The following is a 25294-nucleotide window of genomic DNA, read 5'->3' as shown; positions in this document are numbered from 1 at the left end:
TTTCCCACCATGAACGCCATCAACCGCCTCCTGCCACTGGCCGCTGCCCTGGTACTGGCCGGCTGCGCCACCGCGCTGCCGCCGCTGCCCGCGTCGGTGGACACGCCGGCGCAATTCAAGGAACAGGGCCAGGCCGCGCAGGCCACGGACGCTGCGCAGTGGACCACCGCCCCGCCCGCCGAGGCCCAGAGCCGCGGCACCTGGTGGAAGGCCTTCGGCGACCCGGTGCTCGATGAACTGATCGAACGCTCGGCCGCGGGCAACACCGACATCCAGCAGGCCGCCGCGCGGCTGGCCCAGGCGCGCGCGCTGCTGCGCGGCGCACAGGCGCAGCGGGCGCCACAGATCGGCGCCAGCGCCTCGGCCCAACGCGGCGCGGGCGCCGACACCGCGAACGGACCGGCGCCCGCCACGCTGCTGCAGGCGGGCCTGAACCTCTCGTACGAAGTGGACCTGTTCGGCCGCCTCGCGCGCGCGCAGGACGCCGCATCGCTCGACGCGCAGTCGCGCGAGGCCTTGCTGCAGAGCACGCGCCTGCTGGTGCAGGCCGAGGTGGCGCAGACCTACCTGGCCTTGCGCGCCACCGACACCGAACGCGCGCTGATGCGCGACACCGCCACGGCCTATGCCGACACCCTGCGCCTGACGCAGCGCCGCTTCGAAGCGGGCGACGTGGCCGAGCTCGAGGTCATCCGCATCCAGACCGAACTGGCGGCGACCGAGGCCGAGGTGATCGCGCTGGACCGCGCGCGCGCCGAACTCGAACACGCGCTGGCCGTGCTGCTTGGCGAACCCGCCTCGGGTTTCTCGCTGGCCGCCACCACCACGGCGCGCGCACTGCCCGCGATTCCGGCCGGCGTGCCGGCCACCGTGCTCGCGCGCCGGCCCGACGTGGCCGCCGCGCAGGCCGCCTTGCTGGCCGCGCAGGCCCGCGTGGGCGTGGCCCAGGCCGCCTGGTTCCCGCGGGTCTCGCTCACCGGTGCGGCAGGCCATGCCTCGCCGGAACTCGGCGAGCTGTTCCAGTGGTCCGCGCGCTCCTGGGGCGTGGGCGCGCTGCTGTCGCTGCCGCTGTTCGACGGCGGCCGGCGCGAGGCCGGCGTGCAGGACGCGCGGGCCGGCTTCGACGCCGCCGCAGCTCAGTACCGCAGCCAGGTGCTCAACGCCCTGCGCGAGGTGGAGGACCAGCTCTCGGCCCTGCGCCTGTTGCGCGAGCAATCCTTGGCGCAAGGCCGCGCGGTCAGCGCCGCGCAGCGCGCCAGCGCGATCTCGGAAACGCGCTGGCGCAACGGGCTGGTGAGCCAGCTCGAGCTGCTGGACGCGCGCCGCAACGAACTGCTGAACCGCCGCCAGGCGCAGCGCGTGGAGGCGGCGCGGCAGCAGGCCACGGTGCGGCTGATCCGGGCCTTGGGTGGCGGTTGGGACGCCGAGCGGGGGCGCGGCTGAGCGCTGGCGACCAGCCCATTGCATGGCGTGAACGCCAAGACAGGGGCGATCGTCAGAACCCCAGCGTTCGCACGAAGGCGTCCACGCCACGCCGCGGCGTCTCGACACTGTTCACCGGCGCGCGCTCGTCGCGGTAGCCCAGGGACAGGCCACACACCGTCACCTGCCCGTCAGGCATGCCCAGCAACGGCGCGATGACCGCGTGGTAGGGCGCGAAGCTCACCTGCGGACAGGTGTCGAGCCCGCGCGCGCGCGCCGCGAGCATCACGCTCTGCAGGAAGAGGCCCAGGTCCAGCCAGCTGTGCGGCTTCAGGCAGGCGTCGATGGCGAAGATCAGGCCCACCGGCGCGCCGAAGAAGCCGAAGTTGCGCCGCGTCTGGCGGGCGCGGGCAGCGGCGTCGCTGCGGTCGATGCCCAGGGCCTGGTAGTAGCGCGCGGCAAAGTCGGCCTGGCGCACGCCGTATTCGTCTGGCAAAGGCACCGGGAAGTGGTGCGGCGGCGGCAGTTGGCCGCTGTCGAACACGGCGGCAATGGCGGCCTCCAGCTCGCGGATCGCCGGGCCCGCGAGCGCATAGACCTGCCAGGGCTGCGTGTTCGAATTGCTCGGCGCGCGCGACGCCACGCGCAGGATCTCGAGCACCGTCTCGCGAGGCACGGCTTCGTCGCGAAACGCTCGCACCGAGCAGCGCGAGCGCAGCAAGCCATCGAGGCAGGCGGTGGTGTCGAACGTCGACGTGCTCATCGCGCGCCCTCGCCCGGCGCGGGGTGGTAAGCGATGCGCCCGGCCGGCAGGAAGAACAGCGCAATCACCGCGCCACCTTTGGCTTCGGGGTAGTGGTGGCTGCCAGGCGGCGGCGCGGTCCAGCCGGCCTCGCACCAGCCGTTGGGCCCGGCCAGCGCGGCCCCCGGCGTCACGGGGATCACCATGTTGAATTCGCCATAGGGATGCGCGTGGTATTGGCCGCGGTAGGTGCCGCCAGGATTGCCTTGCGTGTTGCCCCGGCTGTCCATGTAGACGGCGGTGATGCTGAAGTGGTGCGTGCGTTGCGACGGCTCCAGCAAGCGGCTGCGGCGGTAGATGGGTCCGTCGATCTCGACGTTGGCGGCCCACCCGTCCTGCACGCCCCGCCTGATCAGGCGCGCCAGGTTGTCGTAGAGCGCGCTGCCCGGGCCACGCTGCTCATTGAGCCAGCGCTCGACCTCGGTGCCCGCCGTCATGTCCTTCACTTCGGCGAGAAAAGGCAGGCAGCGTTCGATGAGTTCATCTCGTTCGCGAATGACGGTGTCTGCGGACATGGCTCACTCCTCCATGCGAAAGCCCGAGGCGCGCACCACCGGCGCCCAGGTCTCGCGTTCCTGGCGGATCATGGCCGCGAACTCCTTCGGCGTGCGCGTGCGCACCTCCAGGCCCACCTTCTCGTAGCCGGCGCGCAGCGCGGCATCGCGACTGGCCTTCTCGATGGCGGCGTGCAGGGCGTTGACGGTGTCGGCCGGCGTGCCGGGTGGCACAAAGACGCCGTAGGTTTCCGCGCCACGGATCTGGCCGAAGCCTTGCTCGCCGAAGGTGGCCACGCTCGGCAGAAAGCGCGAGCGCTGCTCGCTCGTCACGCCCAGGATGCGGACCTTGCCCTGCTGCAGGTAGGGCAGGAAGTCGGCCACGAAACCGAAGTACGCGGGGATCTGCCCGCCCAGCAGGTCTTGCATGGCGGGGGCCGATCCGCGGTAGGCGATGTGCTCCAGCTTCAGGCCACCCGCTTCCGACAGCTGGTAGCCCAGGAAGTGCGCCACCGAACCCGCGGCGGGCGAGGCGTAGAGGGCCGCGCGGGGCGTCTGGCGCACCCAGGCCACGTACTCGGGCAAGGTCTTCACGCTGGCGGGCACGGTGCCGCTGACCGCGAAGGCGCAGCCCGCCGTGACCACGGAAGACACGGGCACGAAGTCGGCATCGGCGTCGTACTGGAGCTTCGTGTAGACGTGCGGGTAGATGGTGAGCGCCGAGGTGTGCGTGCACAGCAGGGTGTTGCCGTCGGCGGTTTCGCGCTTGAGCTGGCTGTTGGCGATGCGCCCGGCTGCACCGGCGCGGTTGTCCACGATGTACGTGCGGCCATCGCGCCGCCACGCGTCGGCGAGGTGGCGCGCCGTGGTGTCCAGCGTGCCACCGGCGGGGTAGCCCACGAGCATCTTGCCCGGGGTGTTGGCCCGCAAGGGCCACGAGGCGCCGGCGACCGGCAGCGCCGCCAGCAGTTGCGCGAACGCGCGACGGGAGAGTGCATTCATGGGGTCCTCTGCTTTCAACGGCGACCGATCGCCGATGGACCGAATGCTGCGACGATCGCGGGTTGCAGGGAACTGGTCTCTGTGCAATGGTTCATTGCACGGCATTCATATCGGAGTGGGCACTCATGAGCATCGGCAAGGTGGACCTCAATCTGCTGAAGGTCTTCGACGCGGTCTTCGAAGAACGCAACCTGGTGCTCGCGGGGCGCCGGCTGCACCTGAGCCAGTCGGCCGTGAGCCACGCGCTGTCGCGCCTGCGCGAGGTGGTGGGCGACGAGTTGTTCGTTCGCACCGGGCGCGGCATGGTGCCCACCGGCGGCGCGCTGCGCATGGCGCCCGCGCTGCGCGACGCGCTGCGCCGCATCGAATCGACGCTGGACGTGGCGCCGTTCTCGCCGCGCGCCTCGCAGCGCCAGTTCGTCATCGCGGCCAACGACCACGTCACCGCCGTTCTGGTAGCGCCGCTGGCGCGCAAGCTGCAGCGCGCCGCGCCGGGCGTGGACCTGGTCATCCGCCCGTCCACGCGGCTGGATCTGGCCGAGCAGATCGACCTCGGCCGCATTGATCTCGCGATCGGCATCTTCTCGCAGGTGCCACCGCGCATGAGCGCGCGCACGCTGCTGTCGCAGGGCGAGGCGATCCTGATGCGCAAGGACCACCCGGCGTCGCGCGGCCGGCTCACGCTGACGGCCCTCGCGCGCCACCCGCTGGTCACCATCTCGGTGGGTGGGCAGGAGGAAGGCGCGGTGGATGGCTTCATTCTGGAGCGCGGGCTGGCGCGCCAGTCGGAGATGTTCGATCGCGGCGCGCTGCACGAGGCGCTGGGCGGGCAAGGCGTGCAGCCGCGCGTGCGCGTGACCGTGCCGCATTCGCTCGCGATCCCTGCGCTGCTGCGCGACAGCGACATGCTGTCCATCGTGCCGGCCTCGCTGGCGCGCGCTCTCACGCGCGGCGACAGCGGCCTCGTGATGCGCCAGCCGCCCTACCCGTCCGCCGTGGCCACCACGCGCGCGGTCTGGCACAGCCGACACGACCACGACGCCGCGCACACCTGGCTGCGCGAGACCGTGGCGGAGGTGGCGCTCGCGGCCGGGAGGCCCGGCGCGGCGAAGACCTGAAGACCGCGGCGCGAGCTCAGGCCAGCACGTTCACCTGCGTGCCGACGCTGCCCGACGTGGCCAGGGGCAACGCGCCGGTGACGCCTTGCAGCAGCGCCAGCGCGGCGCTGCCCTGCATGTCCATGGACTTGCGCAGCATCGCAAGCTGCACCTTCTGGGCCACGTCGGCCTGCTGGTTGGCCACGACGGCCTGGACCATGGCGGCGGGTGAAACGTCCACGGGAACTCCTGTTGCGGTATGCCTTGCTCCTGGTATCGGTCGGTCTCCCCCGTTCTTGAACCGCGCGCCCGCTTCAGCCCAGGCCAGGGCCCTCCCCCGCCTCCCGCGTCGCCTGCCGCATCAGCTCGATGAACCGCTGCGCCCCCAAGCCCAGCGGCCGCTCCGCGTTCCACACCACGTCCACCCACAGGCGCAGCTGGTTGCTGATGTTGCCGAAGCGGATTTCGGTGAGCCCGCCCGCCGCCACCAGCGGCTCGATGAGGCGACGCGGCAGGTAGGCCCAGCCCAGGCCGGCCTGCACCAGGCTCAGGGTGGCCAGGTGGCTGTCGGTGCGCCAGAGGTGGCGCGACAGCAGCATGCGCGGGTCGCGCCCGCGCGGGTCGCGGCTGGCCACGGCGATCTGGCGGATCTCGATCAGGTCGTTGAGCTGCAGCGCGCCCTGTCGCGCCTGGGCCTCGGGGTGGTCGGCGGCGATGACGGCCACGAACAGCTCGGTGCCCAACTCCTGGAAGCCCTCGCGCTCGTCGCTGCCCGGGCGCTCGAACACCAGGGCCAGCTGCGCCTCGCCGGCGTGCAACATGCGCAAGGCGTCGGCCTGCGGCGCCGACAGCACCTCCACCAGCAGCGCCGGAAATTCTTCGGCCAGCACCGCCAGTGACCGGCTCCAGGGCGCCGACAGCAGCTCGGGCGCAATGGCGATGGTGAGCTGGCGCTCCAGCCCCTGGTGCAGGGCCTGGGCCTGCGCGCCCAGGCGGCGCAGCTGGCTGGCGATCTGGCGCGCCTGCGGCTCCAGCGCGCGCGCCACGTCGGTGGGCCGGGGCTCGCGCGCGCTGCGGTCGAACAGCACCAGGTCCAGCTCGGCCTCCAACTGCGCGATGGCCATGCTCACCGCCGAGGGCACGCGGCCCAGCTGGCGCGCGGCGGCCGAGAAGGAGCCGGTGTCCAACACCGCCAGGAAGGTGCGCAGGTTGTCGCTGGTGAAGGCCATGGCCGCCTCGATCTATCAGATTTTCTGAAATTATCTGACTTTTCCCTTCAGAAATGCGCGCATACAGTGCCCCCATCGCCCCCGCCCATCCGCCGGGGGCCTCCCCCAAGGATTTCGTACCATGCAAGGCATTCGACGCAAGATCGTCTACGTTTCCCTCTACGAGCTGTTCGCCATCGCCGCCTCCAGCGCCGGCCTGGCCCTGCTGTCCGACAGCGGCCTGGGCCACGCCAGCGTGGCGGCGGTCGCGGCCTCGGCCATCGCCGTGGTCTGGAACCTGGCCTACAACACCCTGTTCGAGCGCTGGGAAGCGCGCCAGGCCACCAAGGGGCGCGGCGTGGCGCGCCGCATCGCGCACGCCCTGGGATTCGAGGCCGGCCTGGTGCTCATGCTGGTGCCGCTGTTCGCCTGGTGGCTGGGCGTGTCGCTGTGGCAGGCCTTCGTGCTGGACCTGGGCCTGATCGTGTTTTTCCTGGTCTACACCTACGTGTTCAACCTGGGCTTCGACCGCGTGTTCGGCCTGCCGGCCTCGGCCGCGCCGCAGCCGGCCCCGGGCGGCTGAGCCGGCTCAGGAATCCTGGAACAGGCTCTCCCGCACGCCCGAGACTTCGGGCAGCGGGAATTCCTGGCGCACCGCGCGCCCGAAGTAGCCCTGGCGCACGGCCTGGCTGGTCTGCCAGGCCGCGATGGTGGTCTGCGCCCGCTGCGCCTCGAGCAGGCGCATGGCCGGGGTGCGGAAGTAGATGATGAGCGCGGCCTCGCGTGGGTTGAAGCCTTCGCTCAGGCCCAGGTCGATGACCGCCTGGCGCAGGTGCGAGGGCACCGTGTTCGACGGAATGCCCAGTTCGCCGAGGGCGCGGCTCAGGCCGAAACGAAACCACGCTTTCTTCAACATGAAGAAATTAGAGCACTGGGTCGCCGCGGCGCACCCCCGGGAAGCCCCTCACTGTCGCCCATCTGTAGGACCTAAGCCACTGATCTGTGGCGGCCCCGCCGCGCCCTGGCCCGCCGCGTGCAGGACAAGCGCCAGCTGCCGCCGCTGGCCAGCTTCCGCGACGGGCTGCTGCAAGAGGCGTCCGGCCCGCCTTGACCTGCTAGGTCATGGATTCGATGCACGCCGCCCGGCACAGTGGGGCCATCAACAGCCAGGAGCTTCACATGTCGGACCTCTCCCAACTTCCCCTCGCCGTCGGCCACATGATTGGCCTGGGCGCGCTCGGTTCGTGCGTCGGCATCGGCCTCATGGCCAGCCGCTACCTCGAAGCCTCGGCGCGGCAACCGGAGATGATGGAAGCCCTGCAACCCAAGGTCTTCCTGCTCGCGGGCCTGCTCGACGGCGCCTTCATCATCTCGGTGGCGCTGGGCGTGTGGTTCGCGCTGGCGGCGCCCTTCCCCACCTGAACGCCGGCGATGCGTCCCTCCCCCACCCAGCACCGCGTGCTCGTGATCGGCGCCGTCGGCCGCGCCGGCGCCGCGGTGCTGCGCGAGCGGCTGGGCCGGGTGGACGCGGTGCCGGTGACCGTGCTCTGCACACGCGCCTTCGCGCACCTGCCGCGCGGCCTGGGCCATGCGGTGGTGGACGGCGATGGCTGGCGCGCCGGCCTGCCGCATGTGTCGCCGAGCGACGAGGTGGTGATCGTGCTTGACACCCGCCGCCACGCGCGCGAGGCCGTGTTCTGGCGGCCCGAGCGGGCGGCGCTGGTAGCGCTGATGCAGGCCCTGCACGCGCGGGGCGTGCGCCGGCTGGAACTGGTGCACGCCCCGGGCCACACCCCGAACGCGGCCGAGCGCGCGGCGGTGCAGGCCCTGGGCTATGGCGCGCGCGAGGCCCGCGTGCGCCCGCCGTCGCCGCGACCGGGCGAGGCCGTCACGGGCGGCTGGCTGGAGCGCCTCGCCGCCTGGATGCTGCGCACGCTGATCGACACCCTGTACGCATTGGGCATGCGGCCGCCCCGCTAGCTCGCGCGGCGCGGGCGCGGGCGCGGCCTGGGAACGCCATTTGCCTGCCAGCCGGCCGGGTACCACGCGGCCGGCCCACCCTCGATACAAGGAGTCCTTCATGCCCACCACCCGCCACGCATCCGATGCCTGCACCCTGCTCGACGCCGACCACAAGGCGGTCAAGAAGCTGTTCAAGGCGTACGAGGAGATCGCCCACTCCAGCGCACGCGGCATCGCCCAGCGCAAGCTCGATCTCGCGCGCGAGATCTGCCACGAGCTCACGGTGCACGCGACCCTTGAGGAAGAGGTCTTCTACCCCGCGCTGCGCGCCGCCCTCAGGGACACCACCCCCCTGGCCGAGGCCGAGGTGGAGCACGCCAGCGCCAAGGAACTGATCGCCCAGCTCGAGTCCATGGACGAGGTCGACGAAATGTTCGACGCCAAGGTCAAGGTGCTGGGCGAGCACATCGATCACCACGTCAAGGAAGAGCGTGGCCAGATATTTCCCAAGGCGCGCGCGGCGCGCCAACTGGACCTGGTGGCCATGAAGGACGAGCTGCAATCGCGCAAGGAGGCGCTGATGGGCGCCGAAATGGCGTGAGCCGGCGCCGCTGGCGCGCCTACAGGTCCAGCACCAGCCGCGCCGACGCCGCACGCGAACAGCAGGGCAGCATCTGCGTGTGCGAGGCCTGCTCCTCGGGTGTGAGGTAGAGGTCGCGGTGGTCCACCTCGCCTTCGAGCACACGGATCAGGCAGGTGCCGCAGACGCCTTGCTCGCAGGAGGTGTCGATGGCCACGCCCTCGGCCGCGAGCGCCTGTGTGATGGACACGTCGGGCGCGATGCGCACCGTGCGCCCGCTGCGCGACAGCACGACGTCGAAGGAGCCGTCGCCGCTGGTGTCGGCGGCCAGGCCCGAGAAGTGTTCGAAGTGCACGCGCGCCGCGGGCCAGCCGGCCCGGGCCGCGCCGTCCCGCACGGCGGCGATGAAGGGCTGGGGGCCGCAGACGTAGACCTGCGCGCCGTCCGGCGCCGCGGCCAGCGCGGCGGCGATGTCCAATTGCCGGCTGGCCTCGCCGCCATCGAAATGGAAGCGCACGCGACCGGCGTAGGGCCGCTCGCGCAAGCGGTGCAGGAAGGCGGTGCGCGCCTCGCTGCGCGCGCAGTAGTGCAGCGTGAACTCGCGGCCCTGGGCGTGCAAGGCTTCGGCCATCGCCACCAGGGGGGTGATGCCGATGCCCGCCGCGAACAGCAGGCTGGCGCCCGGCGCCTCGCTCAAGGCGAAGTGGTTGCGCGGCGCGGACACCGCCAGCCGGTCGCCTTCGGCCAGCGCGTCGTGCATTGACGCCGAGCCGCCGCGTCCCGACGCCTCGCGCAGCACGGCGATCTGGTACGGCCCGGGCTGGCCGGGCGGACCGCACAGCGAGTACTGCCGCACCGCGCCCGAGGGCGTCTTCACGTCGATGTGCGCGCCGGCGGTGAAGGCCGGCAGCGCGGCGCCGTCGCCCTCCAGGTCGAGCAGCACGATGCCTTCGGCCTCCACGCGCTTGCGCACGACCTTCACCACCAAATCCAGGCCCATCGCCGCGATCAGCCTTCCAGGAAGTTGCCGGCGTCGAAGAACACCGGCGGCGCCTCGGGGTCGAAGCTCACGCCCACCGGGTCTTCGCCGCGCTGCACGGCCTCCACCTGGCCCTGCAGGAAGCGGCGCAGCATCACGATGCCGCGGTCGGAGGTGGCCAGGTGCTCCTCGGAGTGCCTGGCGATCTTGCCCTGGCTGACCATGGCCTCGTAGTCGCCGGGCGAGGCGCGGTGCTCTTCTTCGGTGAGCTCCTCCCACAGCTTGCCGTTCTGGCGCGAGCGCATCTTGGCCAGCTCGCCGGCCTCGCTCACGCGGCCCACCACGTAGATGCGGAAATGGTGGTCGTCGATGGGCAGGATCCAGCCGAGCGATTCGACGCGGCCGAACTTGCCCAGGCGCGGGCTGGGAATCACGCGCAGCGTCGGAATGGCGGCCTGGCTCACGCGGCGGAAGGTCTTGCCGTCGTCGAGCTGGCGCACCGAGGTGGTTCGCACGCCCAGCTCGACCTTGTCCCAGCTGACCTGGGGCATGAGCGCCATCTGCTCGACGAACTGCGTGCCGCTGAAGGTCGAGTGCAGCACCACAACGTGGAAGGGGTCGACCAGGTTTTCGTAGTGCTGCAGCCAGTTGCAGTCGATGATCTGCGGCCCACCGCCGCCGATGCTGCGGTCATTGGCCTCCAGGAATTCGCCCGGATCGAGGTTCTCCAGCGCCTCGTAGCGCGGCAGCGTGGGCTTCTTCTCGGGCGGGCCCATGTAGGCCCAGACCAGGCCGTACTGTTCCTGCACCGGGTACCAGGGCTGGCGCACCTTCTCGCGGAACTTGCCGCCCTCGGGCTCGCAGGGCTGCTCCAGGCAGCGGCCGTCGGCCGAGAACAGCCAGCCGTGGTAGCAGCAGCGGATGCCGTTCTCTTCCACCTTGCCGTACAGCAGCGAGGTGCCGCGGTGCGCGCAGTGCGGGTAGACCAGGCCGGCGCGGCCCTGCTTGTCGCGAAAGAGGATCAGGTCTTCGCCGAGCACGCGCACCTGGCGCGGCGTGTCGGTGGCGTCGGCGGCCAGGCCGATGGGGTGCCAGTACCGGCGCAGCAGCTCGCCCATGGGCGTGCCCGGACCCACCTCGGTGAGTTCCTTCTTGTGGCTGGGCGCCGGGCGGCCGTAGGCCGTGCCCTGGTCGGGGACGATGGGAATGGTCCGTGCGTTCATGGGTAGGGGGCGATCAGCTGGCGCGCATGCCGGCGGCGCGGATCAGCGCCTCCCATTGCGGCATTTCCTTCTGCTGCGACTGGGCGAACTCGTCGGGGCTTTGCGTGAGAGGCGTCAGGCCGAGGTCGACCAGGCGCTGGCGCACCTCGTCGGTCCTGGCGGCCTCGTGCAGGCCCTTGGCGATCTGCTCGACGATCGGGCGCGGCGTCTTCGCCGGCGCGAGGAAGCCGAACCAGCTCTCGGTCTCGAAGCCGCCCTTGAAGCCCTGCTCGACGAAGGTGGGCACGTCGGGCAGGGTGCCGCTGCGCTGGCTGCCGGCGATGGCAATGACCCGCACCTTGGGCTTGCCTCCCGAGTTCTTGTCGCCCTGCAGGTGCACCTTGGCGGTGGCGGGGTTGGCCCATGCCGAGTCGATGACGCCGCCGAACAGGTCGATGTGCGCGCCGGCCTGCCCCTTGTAGGGCACGTGGTCGATGGGCGCGCCGGTCTGCTTGCGCAGCAGCTCGGTGTAGAGGTGCGCGGCCGTGCCCTGGCCCCAGGTGGCGCAGGTGGCGCGGCCCTTGGCCTTGGCCCAGGCCACGTACTCCTGCACATTGGTCACCGGCGAGTCGGCGCGCACCATCAGCACCGGGCCGCCCACGCCCACCGGCGTAAGGGGCTGGAAGTCCTTGATCGGGTCGTACGGCGTTTTCTGCAGGAAGGGCAGCACCAGCTGCGTGTGCGTGATGGTGAACAGGAAGGTGTGCCCATCGGCCGGCGCCTTGGCGACGAAGTCGGCGGCGATCATGCCGCCCGCGCCGGGCCGGGTCTCCACCACCACCGGCTGGCCCCAGGCCTTGGACAGGCGCTCGGCGAACACGCGGCCCAGGATGTCCAGCGGGCCGCCAGGCTCGCCGAAGGCGATGAGGCGCACGTGGCGGTTGGGAAAGCTGGGGGCTGTCTGGGCCAGGGCCGTGCCCAGGAAAGGCGAGGCCAGGCCGAGGGCCACCAGGTCGCGTCGGTTCATGCGTGTCTCCGTCGTGGGTTGTGCAATGCGGGGCCGCACGATAGGCCGGTGCGGGCGCCGGATCAAAGCAAACGTTTGGATATGAGATATGCGTGGGGCTGATAGCTGCCCCCGGCCGCGCCGCCGGCGCGCCCGTCAGAGCGTGCGCTCGATGGCCTCGATCACCTGCCCGCGCAGCCAGACCACGGCCTCGTCCGCCTCGCTGCGCTTGTGCCAGCAGGCGTGCAGGCGGTAGTCGGGCAGCTCCAGCGGCAGCGGCCGCGAACCCAGCGCCTGCAGGTAGCGGCGCGCCACGCGCTGCGGGAAGACGGCGATCAGGTCGGTCTCGGCCAGCAGGTCCACCATCTGGCTGAAGGAGTTGACGCCGGCCTGCACCACGCGGCGGCGGTCCAGGCGCGCGAGCTGGCTGTCGATGGTGTCGTCCAACACCGAGCGCGATTGGCCCAGCACCACGTGCCGCCAGGCGCAGAAGGCGTCGAGGTCGAGGCCGCTGGCCAGCACCGGGTGGCCCAGGCGCGCCACGCCCACGTAGGAGTCCTCGCACAGGATGGAGGTCTGCACGCCGGTCACCTGCGTGATGCGCGGGATCAGCGCCAGGTCGATGTCGCCGCGCGCCAGTTCCTCGGCGGTCTTGCTGTAGTCGGCCAGCGACCAGGACACGCGCATGCGCGAGCCCAGCGCGCCCAGCGTCTGGCACAGGCCGGGCATGAGGGTGCGGCAGAGGTGGTCGCTGCCGGCCACGCGCAGGATGCGGTCGGACGCGGCGGGGTCGAAGGGCTGGTGGCGGCTCATGAGTCGCTGGAGATCCGAGAGCACCGATTCCACGCCAGGCGCCAGCGCGAGCGCGCGCGGCGTGGGCTCGACGCCGTACTGGGTGCGCACGAACAGCTCGTCGCCGAAGGCCACGCGCAGGCGCTTGAGGCAAGCGCTGACGGCGGGCTGGCTCAGGAAGAGCCGCGCCGCGGCGCGCGACACGCTGCGCTCGCGGATCAGCGCGTCGAAGGCGCGCAGCATCGTCACGTCGATGCCGCGCACCTCGGCGTACGAGGGGTCGTCCATGGGGTCTCCTGCTGCGGCGGCCACGGGCCCCTGGGGCACGCGCCGCGCAGGCCGATTCTGACGGACGGCCGCGGACCCACCGCGCACCCGTGCCCACCGGTGCGCATCGGCTCAGCGCTTGTTCGCGGGCGCGGCGGGCGCCGGCGGCTCGCAGGGGTCGCCTTGCTCTTGGCGGCCGCGCTCGATGAAAGGGATCACCGCCGCCACCGGGCCGGCGGCGGCCCCCAGCGCGATCGCGCCGGCCACGCGCCCCGCCAGGCGCCCGCCCTCGATGCCGACCTGGGGCTGGCCCAGCGTGCCGCCCACCGTGACCGGCGTGCGCAGCGACAGCGGCGACCAGTCCTTGGGCTGCGTGACCAGGCGCAGCGCCAGGCTTTCGTCGCGCAGGTTCACGCGGCCCGCGACATGCACCGTGCTGTCGCGGTTGTCGAGCACCGCGAGCCGCGGCTCGACCACGCCCTCGCGCGCGCGCAGGTCGAAACGCGCGCAGCGCAGCGGCAGCGGGCGGTCGCCGCCCACCACCACGCCCAGGGCCTGGGCAAGGTCCAGGCCCATGGCTTCGGTGGCCACGTGGGAGATGGTGCCGTCGCGCAGGCGCAGGTCGATGGGCCCGTCGAGCGAGCCCAGGATCTCGGCCGTGGACTGGCCCGCCCCCGTCACGTCCAGGCGCGCCGACAGCACGCCGGTGAGGTAGGACTTCAGCCCCTGTTCGCCGCCCTGGCGCGCCCGCTCGCGCTCCCGTTTGAGGGCGCGGGCAGCGCTCGGCGCGGCCGCGCCCTCGCGGCGCAGGCCGCGCAGCCAGCCCGCGACGTCGACGCCGCTCATCTCGATGCGCGCCCGCCACGACGCGGGCCTGACCGTGGCGTCGAGCTGGGTCATGCCCTCGACGCGGCCGCCGGCCACCTCGGCGCGCAGATCGTCGAGCCTCAGCACCCCCTGCGCCAGCCGCACGCGGGTGCGCAGCCCGCGCAGCGGCGCCATGGCCCGCGTGCCGAAGTCCAGCGATTCGATGGCCACGCGCACGTCGGCGTCCATGGCCTGCAGCGACGGCAGGTCGAAGCGGCGCTGCGGCAGCACGCGGCGCGGGCCCTGGGGGGCGGGCGCGGCGGCACCGCCCCCGGCACCGATCGCCGGCCCGAGGTCGGCGAGCGCGAGCCGCTGTCCCTGCAGCTCGCCCGTCAGGCGACGCGGCTGGGCGCGCTGGTGGAACCGCAGATCACCCGCGAGCCGGCTGCTGCCGATGTGGGCGCGTTCGGCCTGCAGCCGCCACACGCCGTCGCCTTGCGACAGCGTGCCGCGCAGCTCGAAGGGTGGCGTGCGCGGCAGTGTGATGCCCAGCGGCCGGCCCACCGCCGCCAGCGAGGGGCCGCTCAAGGCCAGCGCGCCCCGCAGGCGCGGCAGACCCAGCAGCGCCGCGGCCTCGCCATCGAACCGCAGGCGCGCCGCGCCCGCCATGCCCTCCACGCGCACCGGCACCCAGGGTGCGTCGGGCTTGGCCTCGGGGTCGTTGAGCAGCGGCAGCGTGCCGCCCGCGTGGGCCTGCAGGCGCAGCGGCAGCGCGCGGTAGCGACCTCTGAACGAGGCCTGGTAGCCGGCGTTCGCGGCCTCGGCCTCGCCCTCGCGGCCGCGCAGGCGGATGCCGATGTCGACGTCGGCGATGGGGTCCTTCCAATCGACCTCGCCCTGGCCGATCACCAGCGAGCCGAAGCGCGGCAGGCCGCCCAGGGGCTCGGTCTCGGGCCGGGGTTCGCGCGCGCCCAGTTGCCAGTTGGCGCTGCCATCGCCCAGGCGCCGCAGCCGGGCGTCGAGCGCGTCCGCGCTCAGGGCCTGCAGGCGCAGGCGATCGCCGCGCCACCAGCGCCAGATATCACCCCAGCGCCAGGACAGGCGCACGCCGCGCGCGTCCACCAGGTGCGGCGCGCCGAAGCGCTCGGCCGAGGCGAGGTTCAACTGGCCCACCTCGATGCGTGGGCGCCCGAACAGGTGCAGGCGAAACGGCCCCTCCAGCCGCACCGGCACCGCCGCGGCGCGCGTGGCCGCGCGCTGCACCGGTTCGCGCAGAAAGGGCCAGCCCTGGTGCTCGGCCACCACCAGCGCGGCCACCAGCGCCGCGCCGGCCAGGCCCAGGCCCATGAAGGTGCGCCGCCGCGGGGCCATTCAGTCCCCCCCGCGCAGGGCGCGCACCGGGCGGCCCCGCGACAAGCCAGGGCCCCGGCGATGGACGTGGAACGGCGTTGCCATGGGTGTGGGAAGCCCACGCGGCAAGCGGCGTTCCCGGGCCGCTGTATCGGTCTGTGAACCGGGTGGGCATGTTCCCGGTCGCCGAGGCGGCGTGGCCCACCCGCCTAGACTCGCCGCATGAGCCCTACCGACACGCGGCCCGGCACGGTCCCAGCGCGGCTGCGCGACCAGCGCGACTACCTGCGCCTGCTGGCCGCGCGCGTGACCGGCGGCGCCGCCAACCAGATGCTGATGGTGGCGCTGGGCTGGCAGATGTACGACCTCACCGCCAGCGCCTGGTACCTGGGCCTGGTCGGGCTCGCGCAGTTCCTGCCCGCGCTGCTGCTGACCCTGCCCGCGGGCCACCTGGTGGACCGGCACGACCGGCGCCTGCTGCTGGCCGGCGCCCTGGGCCTGCAATGCCTGGCCGCCTTCTGCCTGGCCCTGGCCAGCGCCGGGGGCTGGGTGGGGCCGCACGTGATCCTGCTGCTGTCCGTTCTGCTGGGCGCGGCGCGCGCCTTGCAGATGCCCGCGCATCAGGCGCTGCTGCCCTCGCTGGTGCCGCTGGGCCTGCTGCCACGCGCGGTGGCCGCCGCCAGCTCGACCATGCAGGCCGCCGTGATCGGCGGGCCCGCCCTGGGCGGCGCGTTGTACGCCCTGGGACCGACGGTGGCGCGGCGGATGGACCCGCGGGCACTGGCCGCCGCCGATGCGGCCGGCCAGGCCGGCGCCCTGGGCGCGCACTGGGGCGCGGCGGTCGTGTACGCGCTGTCGTGGCTGCTGCTGATGGGGGCCATCGCGGGCGTGCTGCGCATGCACCACCGGCCCGCGCCGGGACCGCGCGCGGCGCCTGGCCTGTCGCAGCTCACGGCCGGCCTGCACTTCATCTGGCGGCGACCGGTGCTGCTGGGTGCCGTGTCGCTGGACCTGTTCGCCGTGCTGCTGGGCGGCGCCACGGCGCTGCTGCCCATCTTCGCGCGCGACGTGCTGCACACGGGTCCCGAAGGCCTGGGGCTGCTGCGCTCGGCGCCGGCGTTGGGCGCGGTGCTGGTGGGCCTGTGCCTGGCGCGCTGTCCCATTGCACGCCGCGCAGGGCGCCGGCTGCTGGGCGCGGTGGCGGTGTTCGGCGCCGCGATGATCGCCTTCGCGCTGGCCACCAGCTTCTGGGCGGCCTTCGCGGCGCTGGCCGTCGGCGGCGCGGCCGACATGTTCAGCGTGGTGATCCGACAGTCGCTGGTGCAGCTCGAGACCCCGGACGAGATGCGCGGCCGCGTGGGCGCGGTGAACGCGGTGTTCATCGGCGCGAGCAACCAGCTCGGCGAGTTCGAGTCGGGCGTGACGGCGGCGCTGCTGGGGCCGGTGGGCTCGGTGCTGCTGGGCGGCATCGGCACCCTGGTGGTGGTGGCCGTGTGGTGGCGGGTATTCCCGGCGCTGGCGCACCGAGACCGGTTACAGCCGGAAACGCCCTCGGCTGCATAAGATAGGCCGATGACAGCCCCTCCCGCTGCCACCCCCGTGCGCCGAAAGGTCCGCGCCTGATGCCGGTCTCCCTCGCCCTCGCGCGCCGGCCCGTGGCCTTTCTCGGCGAGGTCCTGCTCTCGGCCGTGGCGGCACTGGGCGGACGGCGCCGCTACCGAGTGCAGGACGCCCTGCGCGTGCTGGCCGACACCAGCGCCCGCGCGGTGGGCATCGTCTGCCTGGTCAACTTCCTGGTGGGCGCCATCCTCGCCTTCGTCGGCGCCGTGCAGCTGCTCAAGTTCGGGGCCGGCATCTTCGTCGCCGACCTGGTGGCCATTTCGGTGGCGCGCGAAATGGCGGCCATCATCACCGCCGTGGTCATCGCCGGGCGCACCGGCGCGGCCTTCGCGGCCGAGCTGGCCACCATGCAGACCAACGAGGAAGTGGACGCGCTGGAGGTGCTGGGCCTGCCGGCAATGGACTTCCTGGTGCTGCCGCGCGTGGCGGCGCTGCTGGTGATGATGCCGCTGCTGTTCGTCTTCGCCTGTCTCGCGGGCCTGGTGGGCGGCATGGTGGTGGCCTCGGTGATGCTCGATCTCTCGCCCGCCGCCTACATGCACCGCACGGCCGAGGCACTCACCTGGACACACCTCGGCCTGGGCGCCGCGAAGTCGCTGGTGTTCGGCGCGCTGATCGGCATGGTGGGCTGCTACCACGGCCTCTACGCGCAGCGCAACGCCGCGGGCGTGGGCCTGGCCACCACGGGCGCGGTGGTGACCAGCATCGTGGCCATCATCGTCATCGACGCCGTGTTCGCGCTGGTCGCGAACACGCTGGGGATCTGAATGGCGGCGCTGCTGAGCGTGCAAGACCTGGAGATGCGCTTCGGCGATCGCCTGATCCAGCGCGGCATCTCGTTCGACGTGGAAGCCGGCCGCATCTTCGCCATCATGGGCGGCAGCGGCTGCGGCAAGAGCACCCTGCTCAAGCACCTGGTGGGCCTGCTGCCGCCGGCCAGCGGCACGGTGCGCCACGGCGGCGTCGACTACTGGGCCAGCGGCGAGGCCGAGCGCGAAGCCATGCGGCTGAAGTTCGGCATGCTGTTCCAGAGCGCGGCGCTGTGGTCGTCCATGACCGTGCTGGACAACGTCTGCCTGGCGCTGGCGCGGCAGACGGCCCTGGATGCCCGGGCGCAGGAAGCGCGCGCGCGCGAGGTGCTGGCCTGGGTGGGCCTGGACCACGCCGCCGACCAGATGCCGGCCCAACTCAGCGGCGGCATGAAGAAGCGCGCGGGGCTGGCGCGCGCCATCGCCGCCGAGCCGCCGCTGCTGTTCCTCGACGAGCCCTCGGCGGGATTGGACCCGATCAGCTCGCGCCGGCTCGACGACCTGATCCTCGACATCCGCCAGCGCACCGGCGCGGCCGTGGTCCTGGTCAGCCACGAACTGCCCAGTCTGTTCGCCATCGCGGACGACGGCCTGTTCCTGGACGCCGACAGCAAAACGCCGATCGCGCGCGGCTGCCCGCGCGAACTCGCGCGGGCCCACGTCCATCCCACGGTCGATGCCTTCCTGCGAAGGGAAGCGCCGCCCGACCCACCAGCGCCCAGCGCGCGGGGAGATTCCGCATGAAACGCTACGCCCTGCTCATCGGCAGCTTCGTCGTCGCCGCCCTGTTCATCGTGCTGGCCGCCATCTTCTGGCTCGGCGGCAAGGACTGGTTCAGCGACCAGCAAAAGGCCACGGTGTTCTATGAAGACAACGTCAGCGGCCTGTCGATCGGCGCGCCGGTGACCTTTCGCGGCGTGGCCATCGGCCAGGTCACCGAGATCGGCATCCGCGTCGATGGCGCGACGCTGCGCACCACGGTGCCCGTGGTCCTGCGGCTGCAGGCCTCGGCGCTCGCGGGCGCGGGCGTCGACGTGCCCGCGCTGGTGGCGCGCGGCCTGCGCGCGCGGCTGGTGTCCGAAAGCATCGTGACCGGCCAGAAGGCGGTCGAACTCGACTTCGCGCCGCAGACGCCCGCGACGCTGCACGGCGGTTCGCGCCACCCGGAGATCCCGGCGCTGCAGGACCGCTTCGGCCCGCTGATCCAACAGGTGGCCGAACTGCCGCTGCGCGACACCGTGAGCGAGATGCGCGCCACGGCAGAGGAAATGCGCAACACCCTCGTGGTGGTGCAGAAGACGCTGAGCGGCGTGCAGGTGGCGCTGTCCGAGGCTTCGGCGGAGCTCAAGCTGACGGCGGCGGCCTCGCGCCAGACCTTGACCGCGGCCACGGAGACCATCCGCCAGGTGCAGGCCAGCTCGACGGCGGCGCTGGCGTCCGTCGAGCGGCTGTCGCGCAGCACCGAACAGTCGCTGCAGGAAGCGCGCCCGGAGCTGCAGCGCGCGCTGGTCGGCGCGCGCGAGGCCACGCAATCGGCCAAGCTGGCCATGGACCGCCTGGCCGACCTGTCCGCGCCGGACGCGCCGCTGCGCGCCGACCTGGAAACCGCGGTGCGCGACCTCTCGCAGGCCGCGCGCGGTCTGCGCTCGTTCGCCGAGCTGCTCGAAGAACAACCCAACGCCATCATTTTCGGGAACCGACGCGAATGAGCACGCCCTCCTTCCCCCGCCGCGCCGCGGCCCTCACGCTCGCGGCCACCGCCGCGGCCGTCCTCACCGGCTGCGCCTCGGCGCCCGAGCGGGCGCCCACGCTGCTGACCCTGCCGGGCGCCCCGGCCATCGCCACCGCGCCAGCGGCCGCGCCGCCGGTGGAGGGCGCCACGCTCGCGGTCGCGCGCCTGCAGATTCCGGAGTACCTCGTCTCGCGGCGCGTGCGCTACCGCACCGACGGCAGCACCCTGGCCGAATGGCCCGACACCTTCTGGGCCGAGCGCATCGAGGTGGGCCTGGCGCGCGAGTTCACCTCCGGACTGCGCGCCCGGTTGCCGGACTGGCGCATCTGCGAGGCCCAGTGTTCGGAGTGGTCGCCGGTGGCGGGCCTGCGCGTGGTGATCGACCGCATGGACTATTCGCGCGCGCAGCGCCAGCTGAAGGCGAGCGCGCGCCTCGTGGTGGCGTCCATGGGCGCCGCGCCACGCACGGCGACCAGCCAGCGGCTCGACTACGAACTGGCGGCCGGCGCGGACACGCCGCAGGCCCAGGCCCAGGCCTACGCCGCGCTGCTGGACCGCCTGGCCACCGACGCGGCGGCGGCGGTGGCGCGTGCGATGGCGCTCACACCGCCACCGGCCGCGCCCCCATCGCCGGCCAGGGCGCCCGGAGGGTAAACCGCCCAAGCAAAAGCGGCGGCCCCGAGGGGCCGCCGCTGTGAATGTCGGGCGAGGGCGCGGCGCGCGCCCTGGGGCTCAGGCGCCCGCTTCCACCGACACGATCTCGCCGCGCGCGGTGCGGCCCGTGCGCTGGGCCTGGATCGCTTCGGCGCGGACCTCGTCGCGGCTCAGGCCGCTGCTGGCCACGGCCTGGTCGACCGGGAAGATCTCGCCGCGGGCGACCAGGCCGGCCTGATTGGCTTGCACGGCCTGGGCCTGCACCTCGGCGCGGCTCAGGGTGGATTGGAAGTTGAAGACTTCGTTGCCTTCGATGGGGCCTTCGGCGAAGGCGGCACCGGCGCCCAGGGCCAGAGCAAGGGAAAGGGCGATGTTTTTGGCGGTTTTCATGACAATTCCTTTAAAAAGACAGCGGATAGACAGTGATTTGAATCTCGATGCCGCTTTCTGTTCGGCATGGGATGAACTGTAAAGACTGCCTTCAAAGGAATAAACAAGCCAAACGGAAATGAATAGTTGCTGATTAGGCAACTGTCTCGGGCACCAGCGCCCGCGGCTCAGCCCTGGTTCAGCCGGAACACCGCCACCGACTCCACCATCTGGGCGGCTTGGGTTTTGAGGCTGGCGGCCGCGGCCGCGCTTTCCTCCACCAGCGCCGCGTTCTGCTGCGTGGCCTGGTCCATCTGCGTCACGGCCTCGCCCACCTGGGCCACACCCGAACTCTGCTCGCTGCTGGCGGCGCTGATCTCGCCCACGATGTCGGTCACGCGGCGGATGCTGGCCACCACCTCGGTCATGGTCGCGCCGGCGCGGTCCACCAGGGCCGAGCCCTGTTCGACACGCTCCACGCTGGCGGTGATCAGGCCCTTGATCTCCTTGGCCGCCTCGGCGCTGCGCTGGGCCAGGTTGCGCACCTCGCCCGCCACCACCGCGAAACCGCGGCCCTGCTCGCCAGCGCGCGCGGCTTCCACCGCCGCGTTGAGCGCCAGGATGTTGGTCTGGAAGGCGATGCCGTCGATCACGCTGATGATGTCGGCGATGCGGCGCGAGCTGTCGTTGATGCCCTTCATGGTGTCGACCACCTGGGCCACCACCTCGCCCCCCTGCTCGGCCACCGTGGAGGCGCTGCGCGCCAGTTGGTTGGCCTGCTGCGCGTTGTCGGCGTTCAGGCGCACGGTGGCGCTGAGCTGCTCCATCGACGCGGCCGTCTCCTCCAGCGCCGAGGCCTGCTGCTCGGTGCGGGCCGAGAGGTCGCTGTTGCCCTGCGCGATCTGCGTGCTGGCCGAGGCCACGCCTTCGGCGTTGCCGCGCACGTTGGCGACCACGCGCGCCAGGTTGTCCTGCATGCCCTTGAGGGCCTGCAGCAGCTGCGCCGCTTCGTCGCGGCCTTCGCTGTGGATGCGGCTGGTGAGGTCGCCCTCGGCGATGCGGCGCGCGCCGTCGGCGGCCTGGCGCAGTGGCACGGTGATGGAGCGGCTCAACACGAAGGCGGCGGCCGCGCCCAGCAGCACGGCGAACACACCGCCGACGATCAGGATCCAGCGGCCCTGGGCCGCGTTGGCATGGGCCTGGGCCAGGGCCTGGTCATAGAGGGACTGCTGGTACTCCTCGAGCTTGGCGATGGAGCCCAGATAGGCCTCGGCCAGCGGGCGCAGATCGCGCTCCAGCGCCGCGCTCACGTCCTCGCCGATCAGGCGCTGCTTGAGCAGGTTCGCGCGCGGCGTGCGGTAGGCCTCGCGCGCGGCATCAATGGCCGCGATCAGGCGCTTGCCTTCGTCCTCCTGCACCAGCTCCACCAGCCGCTTGCGCGAGGCCAGGGTGATCTCGGAGGTCTTGTCCATGCGGGCCTGCCAATCGCTGATGCGGCTGGTGTCCGAGTCCAGTACCGCGGCGCGCGTGCGGACCCAGTTCAGATCGATGGTCTGGCGCCAGCGCACGGCCAGCTGGAGCTTCTCGTTGTCGGTGGTGGCGAGCCGTTGCGTCGTGTCGGCCAGTTCCTGCAGGCGCCATACCCCGATGCCGGACATGAGGGCCGTGATGAGCAGAACCAGTCCAAAGGCAAAGGCCAGGCGGCTGCCGACCTTGAGGTCATTGAGTGTCATCCGATAGAACCGATGTAGTACGGAAAGGTGGGTTTCGCCCCTGCGCCAGACACGGCGGGGGCGTGCTTCCCGTATCGACGGCGTGTGGGTGTTCTTGAGCCGCCCGCCGACCGCTGGACCGCGGGCCGGTGCGCCGCGCACCCAAGCCCCCGTGGGCGACGCGTTCACGCGCGCCGGTCGCGGCCGACAGAAGGAAGCAGAATCCGCATGCCGTTCTCTCTCACCCGGGCCACTTCGTTGCCTCGCCCTTCACCCGTCGCCATGACATGACACACGGATCGCTTTCACCCGTGCTCAAAGGTGGCCTGCTGGCGCTGCTGGCGGCCACGCTCTTCGGCCTGAGCACACCCTTCGTCCAGCGGTGGGGCCAGGGCCTCGGCCCATTCACCACGGCCGCCCTCCTCTACGGCGGTGCCAGCCTGGTGTCGCTGTTTGTGCGCCGCCCCCGGGAGCGCGAAGCGCCACTGCGGCTCGGCGACACCGGCCGTTTGCTGGGGATGGCGCTGTCGGGTGCCGTCATCGGGCCGGTTGCCCTGGCCTGGGGCCTGCAGCGCACCAGCGGCACTTCGGCCTCGCTGATGTTGACCCTCGAAGCCTTTTTCACCGCCGTTCTGGCATGGCGCCTGTATGGGGAGACCGTGGACAAGCGCGTCGTCCTGGCCATGGCCTCGCTGCTGGCTGGCGGCGTGGTTCTCGCATTCGAGCAAGGCTTGCAGGGCCACGCGCAGCTGTTCGGCCTGGTCGCGGTGATGGTGGCCACCGCCGCCTGGGGCGTGGACAACAGCTTGTCGCGAGGGCTCGCCGACCGCGACCCCGGGCAAGTCGTGCTGAGCAAATCCTGTCTGGGCGCGGTGGCCACGTTCACCCTGGCCTGGGCATTCGGCGAACCCCTGCCCGGCGGTTGGGTGGCCTGCGGGTTGGTGGGCATCGGCGCCAGCGGCTATGGCCTGAGCCTTCGCTTCTACCTGCTGGCCCAGCGCAGCTTTGGCGCCGCGCGCACGGGATCCGTGTTCGCCTTTGCGCCCTTCATTGGCGCGCTGGGTGCATGGGGCCTCGGGGAACGCGGTGGATCGTTGCTGCTGGTGCTGGGCGGCGCACTCATGCTCGCGGGCATCGCGCTGCATCTGCTGGAGTCGCATGAGCACGAACACGCGCACGAGCCCACCGAACACGAGCACGCCCACACGCACGACGACGGCCACCACGACCACCACCACGAGCCCATGCCCCAGGGGGCTCACAGCCATCGCCATGTCCATGCGGCACAGGTGCATGCGCACCCCCATGTGCCCGACCTGCACCACGGCCATACGCATTGAGAGCCCCCTCGCGCGTCGAGCACCCGGTGGGGGGGCGCGAGCGAGCGCTCAACGCGGAAGGAATGGGCAGGGGCTGGGTCTTCCGCGTTGAACCGAGCGCGGCCGGCAAGGCCTCAAGCTTTCGGCGCCGTCGCCGATAGCTAGCTCAAATGCAAGCATCCACGGCCCGCGACCTGGCGGGCTTTCGCCACCGCGGGGCCACCGGCTGTCGGCACAGCCATGGGACAGCGCCGAACCATCTGAAATGACACTGCGCACATTCCTTCTGGCGATGTCGCTTTTCGCCCTGGCGGGCTGCGCCTCGCAGCGCATCGCCAAAGACATGCCTGTCTCCCCCGGCGCCCTGGAGCAGGCGCGGGTTCAGCTCCACAACGAGATCGGCCTGCTGCGCGCCGTCTACGAACAGGCCCAGCGCATGGCAACACAGCGCTACTGCAGCACGGCTCACCCGCACGAGCCCTTCATTCTGATGACGACGGGCCACGTCGACCCCCAGCAGCTGAGCGATGAGCTGCGCGCGGCCTATGCCAAGCTTGGCGTGGACCACAAGGCCCGTGTCGTGTGGGTGGACCCGACGGCCGAGCCCAAGCTCAAGGTCGGCGACGTCGTGGTGGCCATCAACGGCCGGGCCATTGAACCCGACGAGCCCTACTCGGCGATGGTGGCGCTTCGAAAGGCCCGCCATGGCCTGCAGCCAGGCCAGCCCTTCCAGGTGACGCTCGACGATGGCCAGGCGGTGGAGCTGCTCGGAAAGCCGGCATGCGAAGCGGGTGTGTACAGCACCTATTTCGATCCCAACCCGCACCAGCTGGGGTTCGACCTGTCGCCGGGCATCAAACTCCCGACGAACCTGCTCAAGCAAGCCCAGACGGCGAACGATCTGCGCTGGCTGGCGGCCTATGGCCTGTACATCACCTCGTCGCCCGAAGCCGAGTCGCGCAGAACCAAGGCGCGACTCGCGGCGGTGCCTGGCCTGGCGGGGCATGTGGCTCTGGCCATCATCCCGGGAGGCAGTTGGCTGTCCGGACGGTACGTCTCGAAGTCGATCCTCTACTTCGGCCTGGACGGCGTCTACCCGACGGCCGCCGAATTCGCGACGCGGGAGTTGCACGCACTGGGCGAAGACCCCTCCCAAGGCATCGAGATGTTCGCTCGGGCCCAGGCGCAGAAGATGCCGGTGGGCGACATCGTGATGTCGGACGCCGAGTTGAGCTCGATTCGTGGGCTGGCGGCGGCCTTGAAGCAGGGAAACGCGCCGCCACCCAGTTACGAGCAGCCCGCCGTGGCATCGAGATAGCCCCCCATCCGCTCGGCGGATTCGCCGAGGGCTGGCGCCGGATCGCGCAATCGATATTCTGATCAAATAATGTCGCAAACTGCCCGCTAGGGCGCATGCGGTCTTCGCCAAGGTCGAAGGACATCGTACTCCGCCCAATGTCGAAAACTGCCGCCGCAGTCCGCGTGGCCTACCGCTGCGTTGCAGCAAATAGAGTCGAGAACTGCGCATCCTGGTGCGTTTCTTCGTCTAAGCAACATAGATCAGTAGACCGATCTTCTGCCGCCTTCGGGGGACCACACCCTCAGTTTTCGAGCGGAATGTTGGCCTTGCGGATGACGCCTCTGCCTCATCTGAGAATCCTCCCTCAAGAACTTGGTCCATTCTTCAGGACACTTGACTTGCACTCAATTCCCAACGCCACCAACTACGCGCGCAATTCGTCGGAGTAGATGGCGCGCACAACGAGGGCCAACGGCTTGGCGTGGACGTCCTCGGGCAACCCCTTCGGCCTCAAAAGACCGTCCCAGACAGGCACGACGAGTTTCGAGGAGTCTGCTTCTACAAACATCGAAACGCCGATGCATCGCGCCCGCGTTTCTAGAGTGACGCTGCTCAGCTTGGTCCGTCCCGCATAGACCAGTGCGTTTGCAATCTCCACCAAAGTCGCCATGATCTTGGCCTCTCCGCTGACAACGCTCCCAAGGCTGAAGCACCAGTGCCGACCACTCTACGGCTGGTTTGACGTGGAAGCACCCCCAGCCCCACCGCAGATTGAGAGCGACAAGACGGTGAGTGCGAATGCGGCATGG

Annotated in this window: 27 protein-coding genes; 13 read left to right on the top strand and 14 right to left on the bottom strand. The window is 71.5% G+C overall.

Translation table 11 applies throughout. From position 1 onward, the window contains the following. Positions 1-9 precede the first annotated feature (9 nt). Positions 10-1443, top strand: a complete 1434-nt coding sequence (locus tag DY262_RS10005; protein WP_116958727.1) for an efflux transporter outer membrane subunit — start codon at positions 10-12, stop codon at positions 1441-1443. Between the two features lie 52 nt (positions 1444-1495). Here DY262_RS10005 and DY262_RS10000 read toward each other — a convergent pair whose 3' ends face one another. From DY262_RS10000 to DY262_RS09990, 3 genes are read right to left on the bottom strand one after another with little or no spacing between them, the layout of a single operon-like run. After that, positions 1496-2185: a nitroreductase gene (locus tag DY262_RS10000; RefSeq protein ID WP_116958726.1), complete on the bottom strand. Its 690-nt coding sequence runs from the start codon at positions 2183-2185 to the stop codon at positions 1496-1498. Then, on the bottom strand, positions 2182-2739 hold the full coding sequence (locus DY262_RS09995; protein WP_116958725.1) for a 4-hydroxylaminobenzoate lyase: 558 nt from the start codon (positions 2737-2739) through the stop codon (positions 2182-2184). The genes DY262_RS10000 and DY262_RS09995 overlap by 4 nt, the downstream gene beginning before the upstream one ends. A 3-nt stretch (positions 2740-2742) precedes the next feature. Then, positions 2743-3720: a tripartite tricarboxylate transporter substrate-binding protein gene (locus tag DY262_RS09990; RefSeq protein WP_116958724.1), complete on the bottom strand. Its 978-nt coding sequence runs from the start codon at positions 3718-3720 to the stop codon at positions 2743-2745. A gap of 125 nt (positions 3721-3845) precedes the next feature. On the opposite strand from DY262_RS09990, the gene DY262_RS09985 reads away from it, so the two are divergent. After that, entirely contained in the window at positions 3846-4838 is a 993-nt protein-coding gene (locus tag DY262_RS09985; RefSeq protein WP_116958723.1) for a LysR family transcriptional regulator, read from the top strand. A 16-nt stretch (positions 4839-4854) separates the two neighbouring features. Here DY262_RS09985 and DY262_RS09980 read toward each other — a convergent pair whose 3' ends face one another. Both DY262_RS09980 and DY262_RS09975 read right to left on the bottom strand, forming a co-directional pair. Continuing rightward, positions 4855-5058, bottom strand: a complete 204-nt coding sequence (locus tag DY262_RS09980; protein ID WP_147326207.1) for a putative motility protein — start codon at positions 5056-5058, stop codon at positions 4855-4857. A gap of 73 nt (positions 5059-5131) precedes the next feature. Continuing rightward, complete coding sequence (locus DY262_RS09975) at positions 5132-6046, bottom strand: LysR family transcriptional regulator (RefSeq protein WP_116958721.1); 915 nt, start codon at positions 6044-6046, stop codon at positions 5132-5134. A gap of 121 nt (positions 6047-6167) precedes the next feature. Here DY262_RS09975 and DY262_RS09970 point away from each other — a divergent pair, with 121 nt between their 5' ends. Next, positions 6168-6608, top strand: coding sequence for a PACE efflux transporter (locus DY262_RS09970; RefSeq protein ID WP_070400803.1), 441 nt, complete (start codon positions 6168-6170; stop codon positions 6606-6608). A 6-nt stretch (positions 6609-6614) separates the two neighbouring features. Here the strand turns inward: DY262_RS09970 and DY262_RS09965 are convergent, their stop codons facing one another. Continuing rightward, the gene (locus DY262_RS09965) at positions 6615-6941 is read right to left on the bottom strand and encodes a hypothetical protein (protein WP_070400802.1); all 327 of its coding nucleotides are present in this window, start codon (positions 6939-6941) and stop codon (positions 6615-6617) included. 263 nt (positions 6942-7204) lie between these two features. Here DY262_RS09965 and atpE point away from each other — a divergent pair, with 263 nt between their 5' ends. The 3 genes from atpE to DY262_RS09950 all read left to right on the top strand — a co-directional run bounded on the left by atpE (position 7205) and on the right by DY262_RS09950 (position 8588). Then, the gene (atpE, locus tag DY262_RS09960) at positions 7205-7447 is read left to right on the top strand and encodes a F0F1 ATP synthase subunit C (protein WP_070400801.1); all 243 of its coding nucleotides are present in this window, start codon (positions 7205-7207) and stop codon (positions 7445-7447) included. 9 nt (positions 7448-7456) lie between these two features. After that, positions 7457-8005 (top strand): Rossmann-fold NAD(P)-binding domain-containing protein, encoded by a 549-nt coding sequence (locus DY262_RS09955; protein ID WP_116958720.1) that lies wholly within the window; start codon positions 7457-7459, stop codon positions 8003-8005. A gap of 100 nt (positions 8006-8105) precedes the next feature. Then, positions 8106-8588 carry a hemerythrin domain-containing protein gene (locus DY262_RS09950; RefSeq protein WP_116958719.1) on the top strand — a complete coding sequence of 161 codons (483 nt, stop codon included), beginning with the start codon at positions 8106-8108 and terminating at the stop codon, positions 8586-8588. A 19-nt stretch (positions 8589-8607) separates the two neighbouring features. Here the strand turns inward: DY262_RS09950 and DY262_RS09945 are convergent, their stop codons facing one another. The 5 genes from DY262_RS09945 to DY262_RS09925 form a co-directional block, all read right to left on the bottom strand. After that, on the bottom strand, positions 8608-9567 hold the full coding sequence (locus DY262_RS09945) for a PDR/VanB family oxidoreductase (protein ID WP_116958718.1): 960 nt from the start codon (positions 9565-9567) through the stop codon (positions 8608-8610). 8 nt (positions 9568-9575) lie between these two features. Then, positions 9576-10769 (bottom strand): aromatic ring-hydroxylating dioxygenase subunit alpha, encoded by a 1194-nt coding sequence (locus tag DY262_RS09940; protein WP_116958717.1) that lies wholly within the window; start codon positions 10767-10769, stop codon positions 9576-9578. A gap of 13 nt (positions 10770-10782) precedes the next feature. Further along, positions 10783-11775 carry a Bug family tripartite tricarboxylate transporter substrate binding protein gene (locus DY262_RS09935; protein WP_116958716.1) on the bottom strand — a complete coding sequence of 331 codons (993 nt, stop codon included), beginning with the start codon at positions 11773-11775 and terminating at the stop codon, positions 10783-10785. Between the two features lie 135 nt (positions 11776-11910). After that, positions 11911-12834: a LysR family transcriptional regulator gene (locus DY262_RS09930; RefSeq protein ID WP_116958715.1), complete on the bottom strand. Its 924-nt coding sequence runs from the start codon at positions 12832-12834 to the stop codon at positions 11911-11913. A 111-nt stretch (positions 12835-12945) separates the two neighbouring features. Then, positions 12946-14991, bottom strand: coding sequence for an AsmA family protein (locus DY262_RS09925; protein ID WP_116958714.1), 2046 nt, complete (start codon positions 14989-14991; stop codon positions 12946-12948). A gap of 201 nt (positions 14992-15192) precedes the next feature. Here DY262_RS09925 and DY262_RS09920 point away from each other — a divergent pair, with 201 nt between their 5' ends. The 5 genes from DY262_RS09920 to DY262_RS09900 are packed head-to-tail and all read left to right on the top strand — an operon-like array spanning position 15193 to position 19785. Next, positions 15193-16533, top strand: coding sequence for an MFS transporter (locus DY262_RS09920; RefSeq protein WP_181936464.1), 1341 nt, complete (start codon positions 15193-15195; stop codon positions 16531-16533). A 59-nt stretch (positions 16534-16592) separates the two neighbouring features. After that, positions 16593-17357 (top strand): MlaE family ABC transporter permease, encoded by a 765-nt coding sequence (locus DY262_RS09915; RefSeq protein WP_116958713.1) that lies wholly within the window; start codon positions 16593-16595, stop codon positions 17355-17357. Then, positions 17358-18143 carry an ABC transporter ATP-binding protein gene (locus DY262_RS09910; RefSeq protein ID WP_116958712.1) on the top strand — a complete coding sequence of 262 codons (786 nt, stop codon included), beginning with the start codon at positions 17358-17360 and terminating at the stop codon, positions 18141-18143. After that, entirely contained in the window at positions 18140-19108 is a 969-nt protein-coding gene (locus DY262_RS09905; protein WP_116958711.1) for an MlaD family protein, read from the top strand. The genes DY262_RS09910 and DY262_RS09905 overlap by 4 nt, the downstream gene beginning before the upstream one ends. Continuing rightward, a complete protein-coding gene (locus tag DY262_RS09900; RefSeq protein WP_116958710.1) occupies positions 19105-19785 on the top strand; it encodes a PqiC family protein in 681 nt (226 codons plus the stop codon). The genes DY262_RS09905 and DY262_RS09900 overlap by 4 nt, the downstream gene beginning before the upstream one ends. Before the next feature lie 78 nt (positions 19786-19863). Here DY262_RS09900 and DY262_RS09895 read toward each other — a convergent pair whose 3' ends face one another. After that, positions 19864-20175, bottom strand: coding sequence for a DUF4148 domain-containing protein (locus tag DY262_RS09895; protein WP_116958709.1), 312 nt, complete (start codon positions 20173-20175; stop codon positions 19864-19866). Between the two features lie 167 nt (positions 20176-20342). Then, positions 20343-21887: a methyl-accepting chemotaxis protein gene (locus tag DY262_RS09890; protein ID WP_116958708.1), complete on the bottom strand. Its 1545-nt coding sequence runs from the start codon at positions 21885-21887 to the stop codon at positions 20343-20345. A gap of 266 nt (positions 21888-22153) precedes the next feature. Between DY262_RS09890 and DY262_RS09885 the strand changes: the two genes are divergently transcribed. Both DY262_RS09885 and DY262_RS09880 read left to right on the top strand, forming a co-directional pair. Continuing rightward, complete coding sequence (locus tag DY262_RS09885) at positions 22154-23206, top strand: DMT family transporter (RefSeq protein ID WP_116958707.1); 1053 nt, start codon at positions 22154-22156, stop codon at positions 23204-23206. A gap of 244 nt (positions 23207-23450) precedes the next feature. Beyond that, positions 23451-24503, top strand: a complete 1053-nt coding sequence (locus DY262_RS09880; RefSeq protein ID WP_147326206.1) for a hypothetical protein — start codon at positions 23451-23453, stop codon at positions 24501-24503. Between the two features lie 406 nt (positions 24504-24909). On the opposite strand, the gene DY262_RS09875 is transcribed toward DY262_RS09880, so the two are convergent. Continuing rightward, positions 24910-25155 carry a hypothetical protein gene (locus tag DY262_RS09875; protein WP_070400785.1) on the bottom strand — a complete coding sequence of 82 codons (246 nt, stop codon included), beginning with the start codon at positions 25153-25155 and terminating at the stop codon, positions 24910-24912. Positions 25156-25294 lie beyond the last annotated feature (139 nt).

Source organism: Hydrogenophaga borbori, assembly GCF_003417535.1.
Lineage (GTDB): Bacteria > Pseudomonadota > Gammaproteobacteria > Burkholderiales > Burkholderiaceae_C > Hydrogenophaga > Hydrogenophaga borbori.
This window is presented reverse-complemented; position numbering and strand designations above follow the sequence as displayed.

Bases quoted from the DNA above. Each gene is read 5' to 3' on its own strand.
- DY262_RS10005 (WP_116958727.1), top strand. From the start codon at position 10: ATGAACGCCATCAACCGCCTCCTGCCACTGGCCGCTGCCCTGGTACTG.
- DY262_RS10000 (WP_116958726.1), bottom strand. From the start codon at position 2,185: ATGAGCACGTCGACGTTCGACACCACCGCCTGCCTCGATGGCTTGCTG.
- DY262_RS09995 (WP_116958725.1), bottom strand. From the start codon at position 2,739: ATGTCCGCAGACACCGTCATTCGCGAACGAGATGAACTCATCGAACGC.
- DY262_RS09990 (WP_116958724.1), bottom strand. From the start codon at position 3,720: ATGAATGCACTCTCCCGTCGCGCGTTCGCGCAACTGCTGGCGGCGCTG.
- DY262_RS09985 (WP_116958723.1), top strand. From the start codon at position 3,846: ATGAGCATCGGCAAGGTGGACCTCAATCTGCTGAAGGTCTTCGACGCG.
- DY262_RS09975 (WP_116958721.1), bottom strand. From the start codon at position 6,046: ATGGCCTTCACCAGCGACAACCTGCGCACCTTCCTGGCGGTGTTGGAC.
- DY262_RS09970 (WP_070400803.1), top strand. From the start codon at position 6,168: ATGCAAGGCATTCGACGCAAGATCGTCTACGTTTCCCTCTACGAGCTG.
- DY262_RS09965 (WP_070400802.1), bottom strand. From the start codon at position 6,941: ATGTTGAAGAAAGCGTGGTTTCGTTTCGGCCTGAGCCGCGCCCTCGGC.
- atpE (WP_070400801.1), top strand. From the start codon at position 7,205: ATGTCGGACCTCTCCCAACTTCCCCTCGCCGTCGGCCACATGATTGGC.
- DY262_RS09955 (WP_116958720.1), top strand. From the start codon at position 7,457: ATGCGTCCCTCCCCCACCCAGCACCGCGTGCTCGTGATCGGCGCCGTC.
- DY262_RS09950 (WP_116958719.1), top strand. From the start codon at position 8,106: ATGCCCACCACCCGCCACGCATCCGATGCCTGCACCCTGCTCGACGCC.
- DY262_RS09945 (WP_116958718.1), bottom strand. From the start codon at position 9,567: ATGGGCCTGGATTTGGTGGTGAAGGTCGTGCGCAAGCGCGTGGAGGCC.
- DY262_RS09940 (WP_116958717.1), bottom strand. From the start codon at position 10,769: ATGAACGCACGGACCATTCCCATCGTCCCCGACCAGGGCACGGCCTAC.
- DY262_RS09935 (WP_116958716.1), bottom strand. From the start codon at position 11,775: ATGAACCGACGCGACCTGGTGGCCCTCGGCCTGGCCTCGCCTTTCCTG.
- DY262_RS09930 (WP_116958715.1), bottom strand. From the start codon at position 12,834: ATGGACGACCCCTCGTACGCCGAGGTGCGCGGCATCGACGTGACGATG.
- DY262_RS09925 (WP_116958714.1), bottom strand. From the start codon at position 14,991: ATGGCCCCGCGGCGGCGCACCTTCATGGGCCTGGGCCTGGCCGGCGCG.
- DY262_RS09920 (WP_181936464.1), top strand. From the start codon at position 15,193: ATGAGCCCTACCGACACGCGGCCCGGCACGGTCCCAGCGCGGCTGCGC.
- DY262_RS09915 (WP_116958713.1), top strand. From the start codon at position 16,593: ATGCCGGTCTCCCTCGCCCTCGCGCGCCGGCCCGTGGCCTTTCTCGGC.
- DY262_RS09910 (WP_116958712.1), top strand. From the start codon at position 17,358: ATGGCGGCGCTGCTGAGCGTGCAAGACCTGGAGATGCGCTTCGGCGAT.
- DY262_RS09905 (WP_116958711.1), top strand. From the start codon at position 18,140: ATGAAACGCTACGCCCTGCTCATCGGCAGCTTCGTCGTCGCCGCCCTG.
- DY262_RS09900 (WP_116958710.1), top strand. From the start codon at position 19,105: ATGAGCACGCCCTCCTTCCCCCGCCGCGCCGCGGCCCTCACGCTCGCG.
- DY262_RS09895 (WP_116958709.1), bottom strand. From the start codon at position 20,175: ATGAAAACCGCCAAAAACATCGCCCTTTCCCTTGCTCTGGCCCTGGGC.
- DY262_RS09890 (WP_116958708.1), bottom strand. From the start codon at position 21,887: ATGACACTCAATGACCTCAAGGTCGGCAGCCGCCTGGCCTTTGCCTTT.
- DY262_RS09885 (WP_116958707.1), top strand. From the start codon at position 22,154: ATGACACACGGATCGCTTTCACCCGTGCTCAAAGGTGGCCTGCTGGCG.
- DY262_RS09880 (WP_147326206.1), top strand. From the start codon at position 23,451: ATGACACTGCGCACATTCCTTCTGGCGATGTCGCTTTTCGCCCTGGCG.
- DY262_RS09875 (WP_070400785.1), bottom strand. From the start codon at position 25,155: ATGGCGACTTTGGTGGAGATTGCAAACGCACTGGTCTATGCGGGACGG.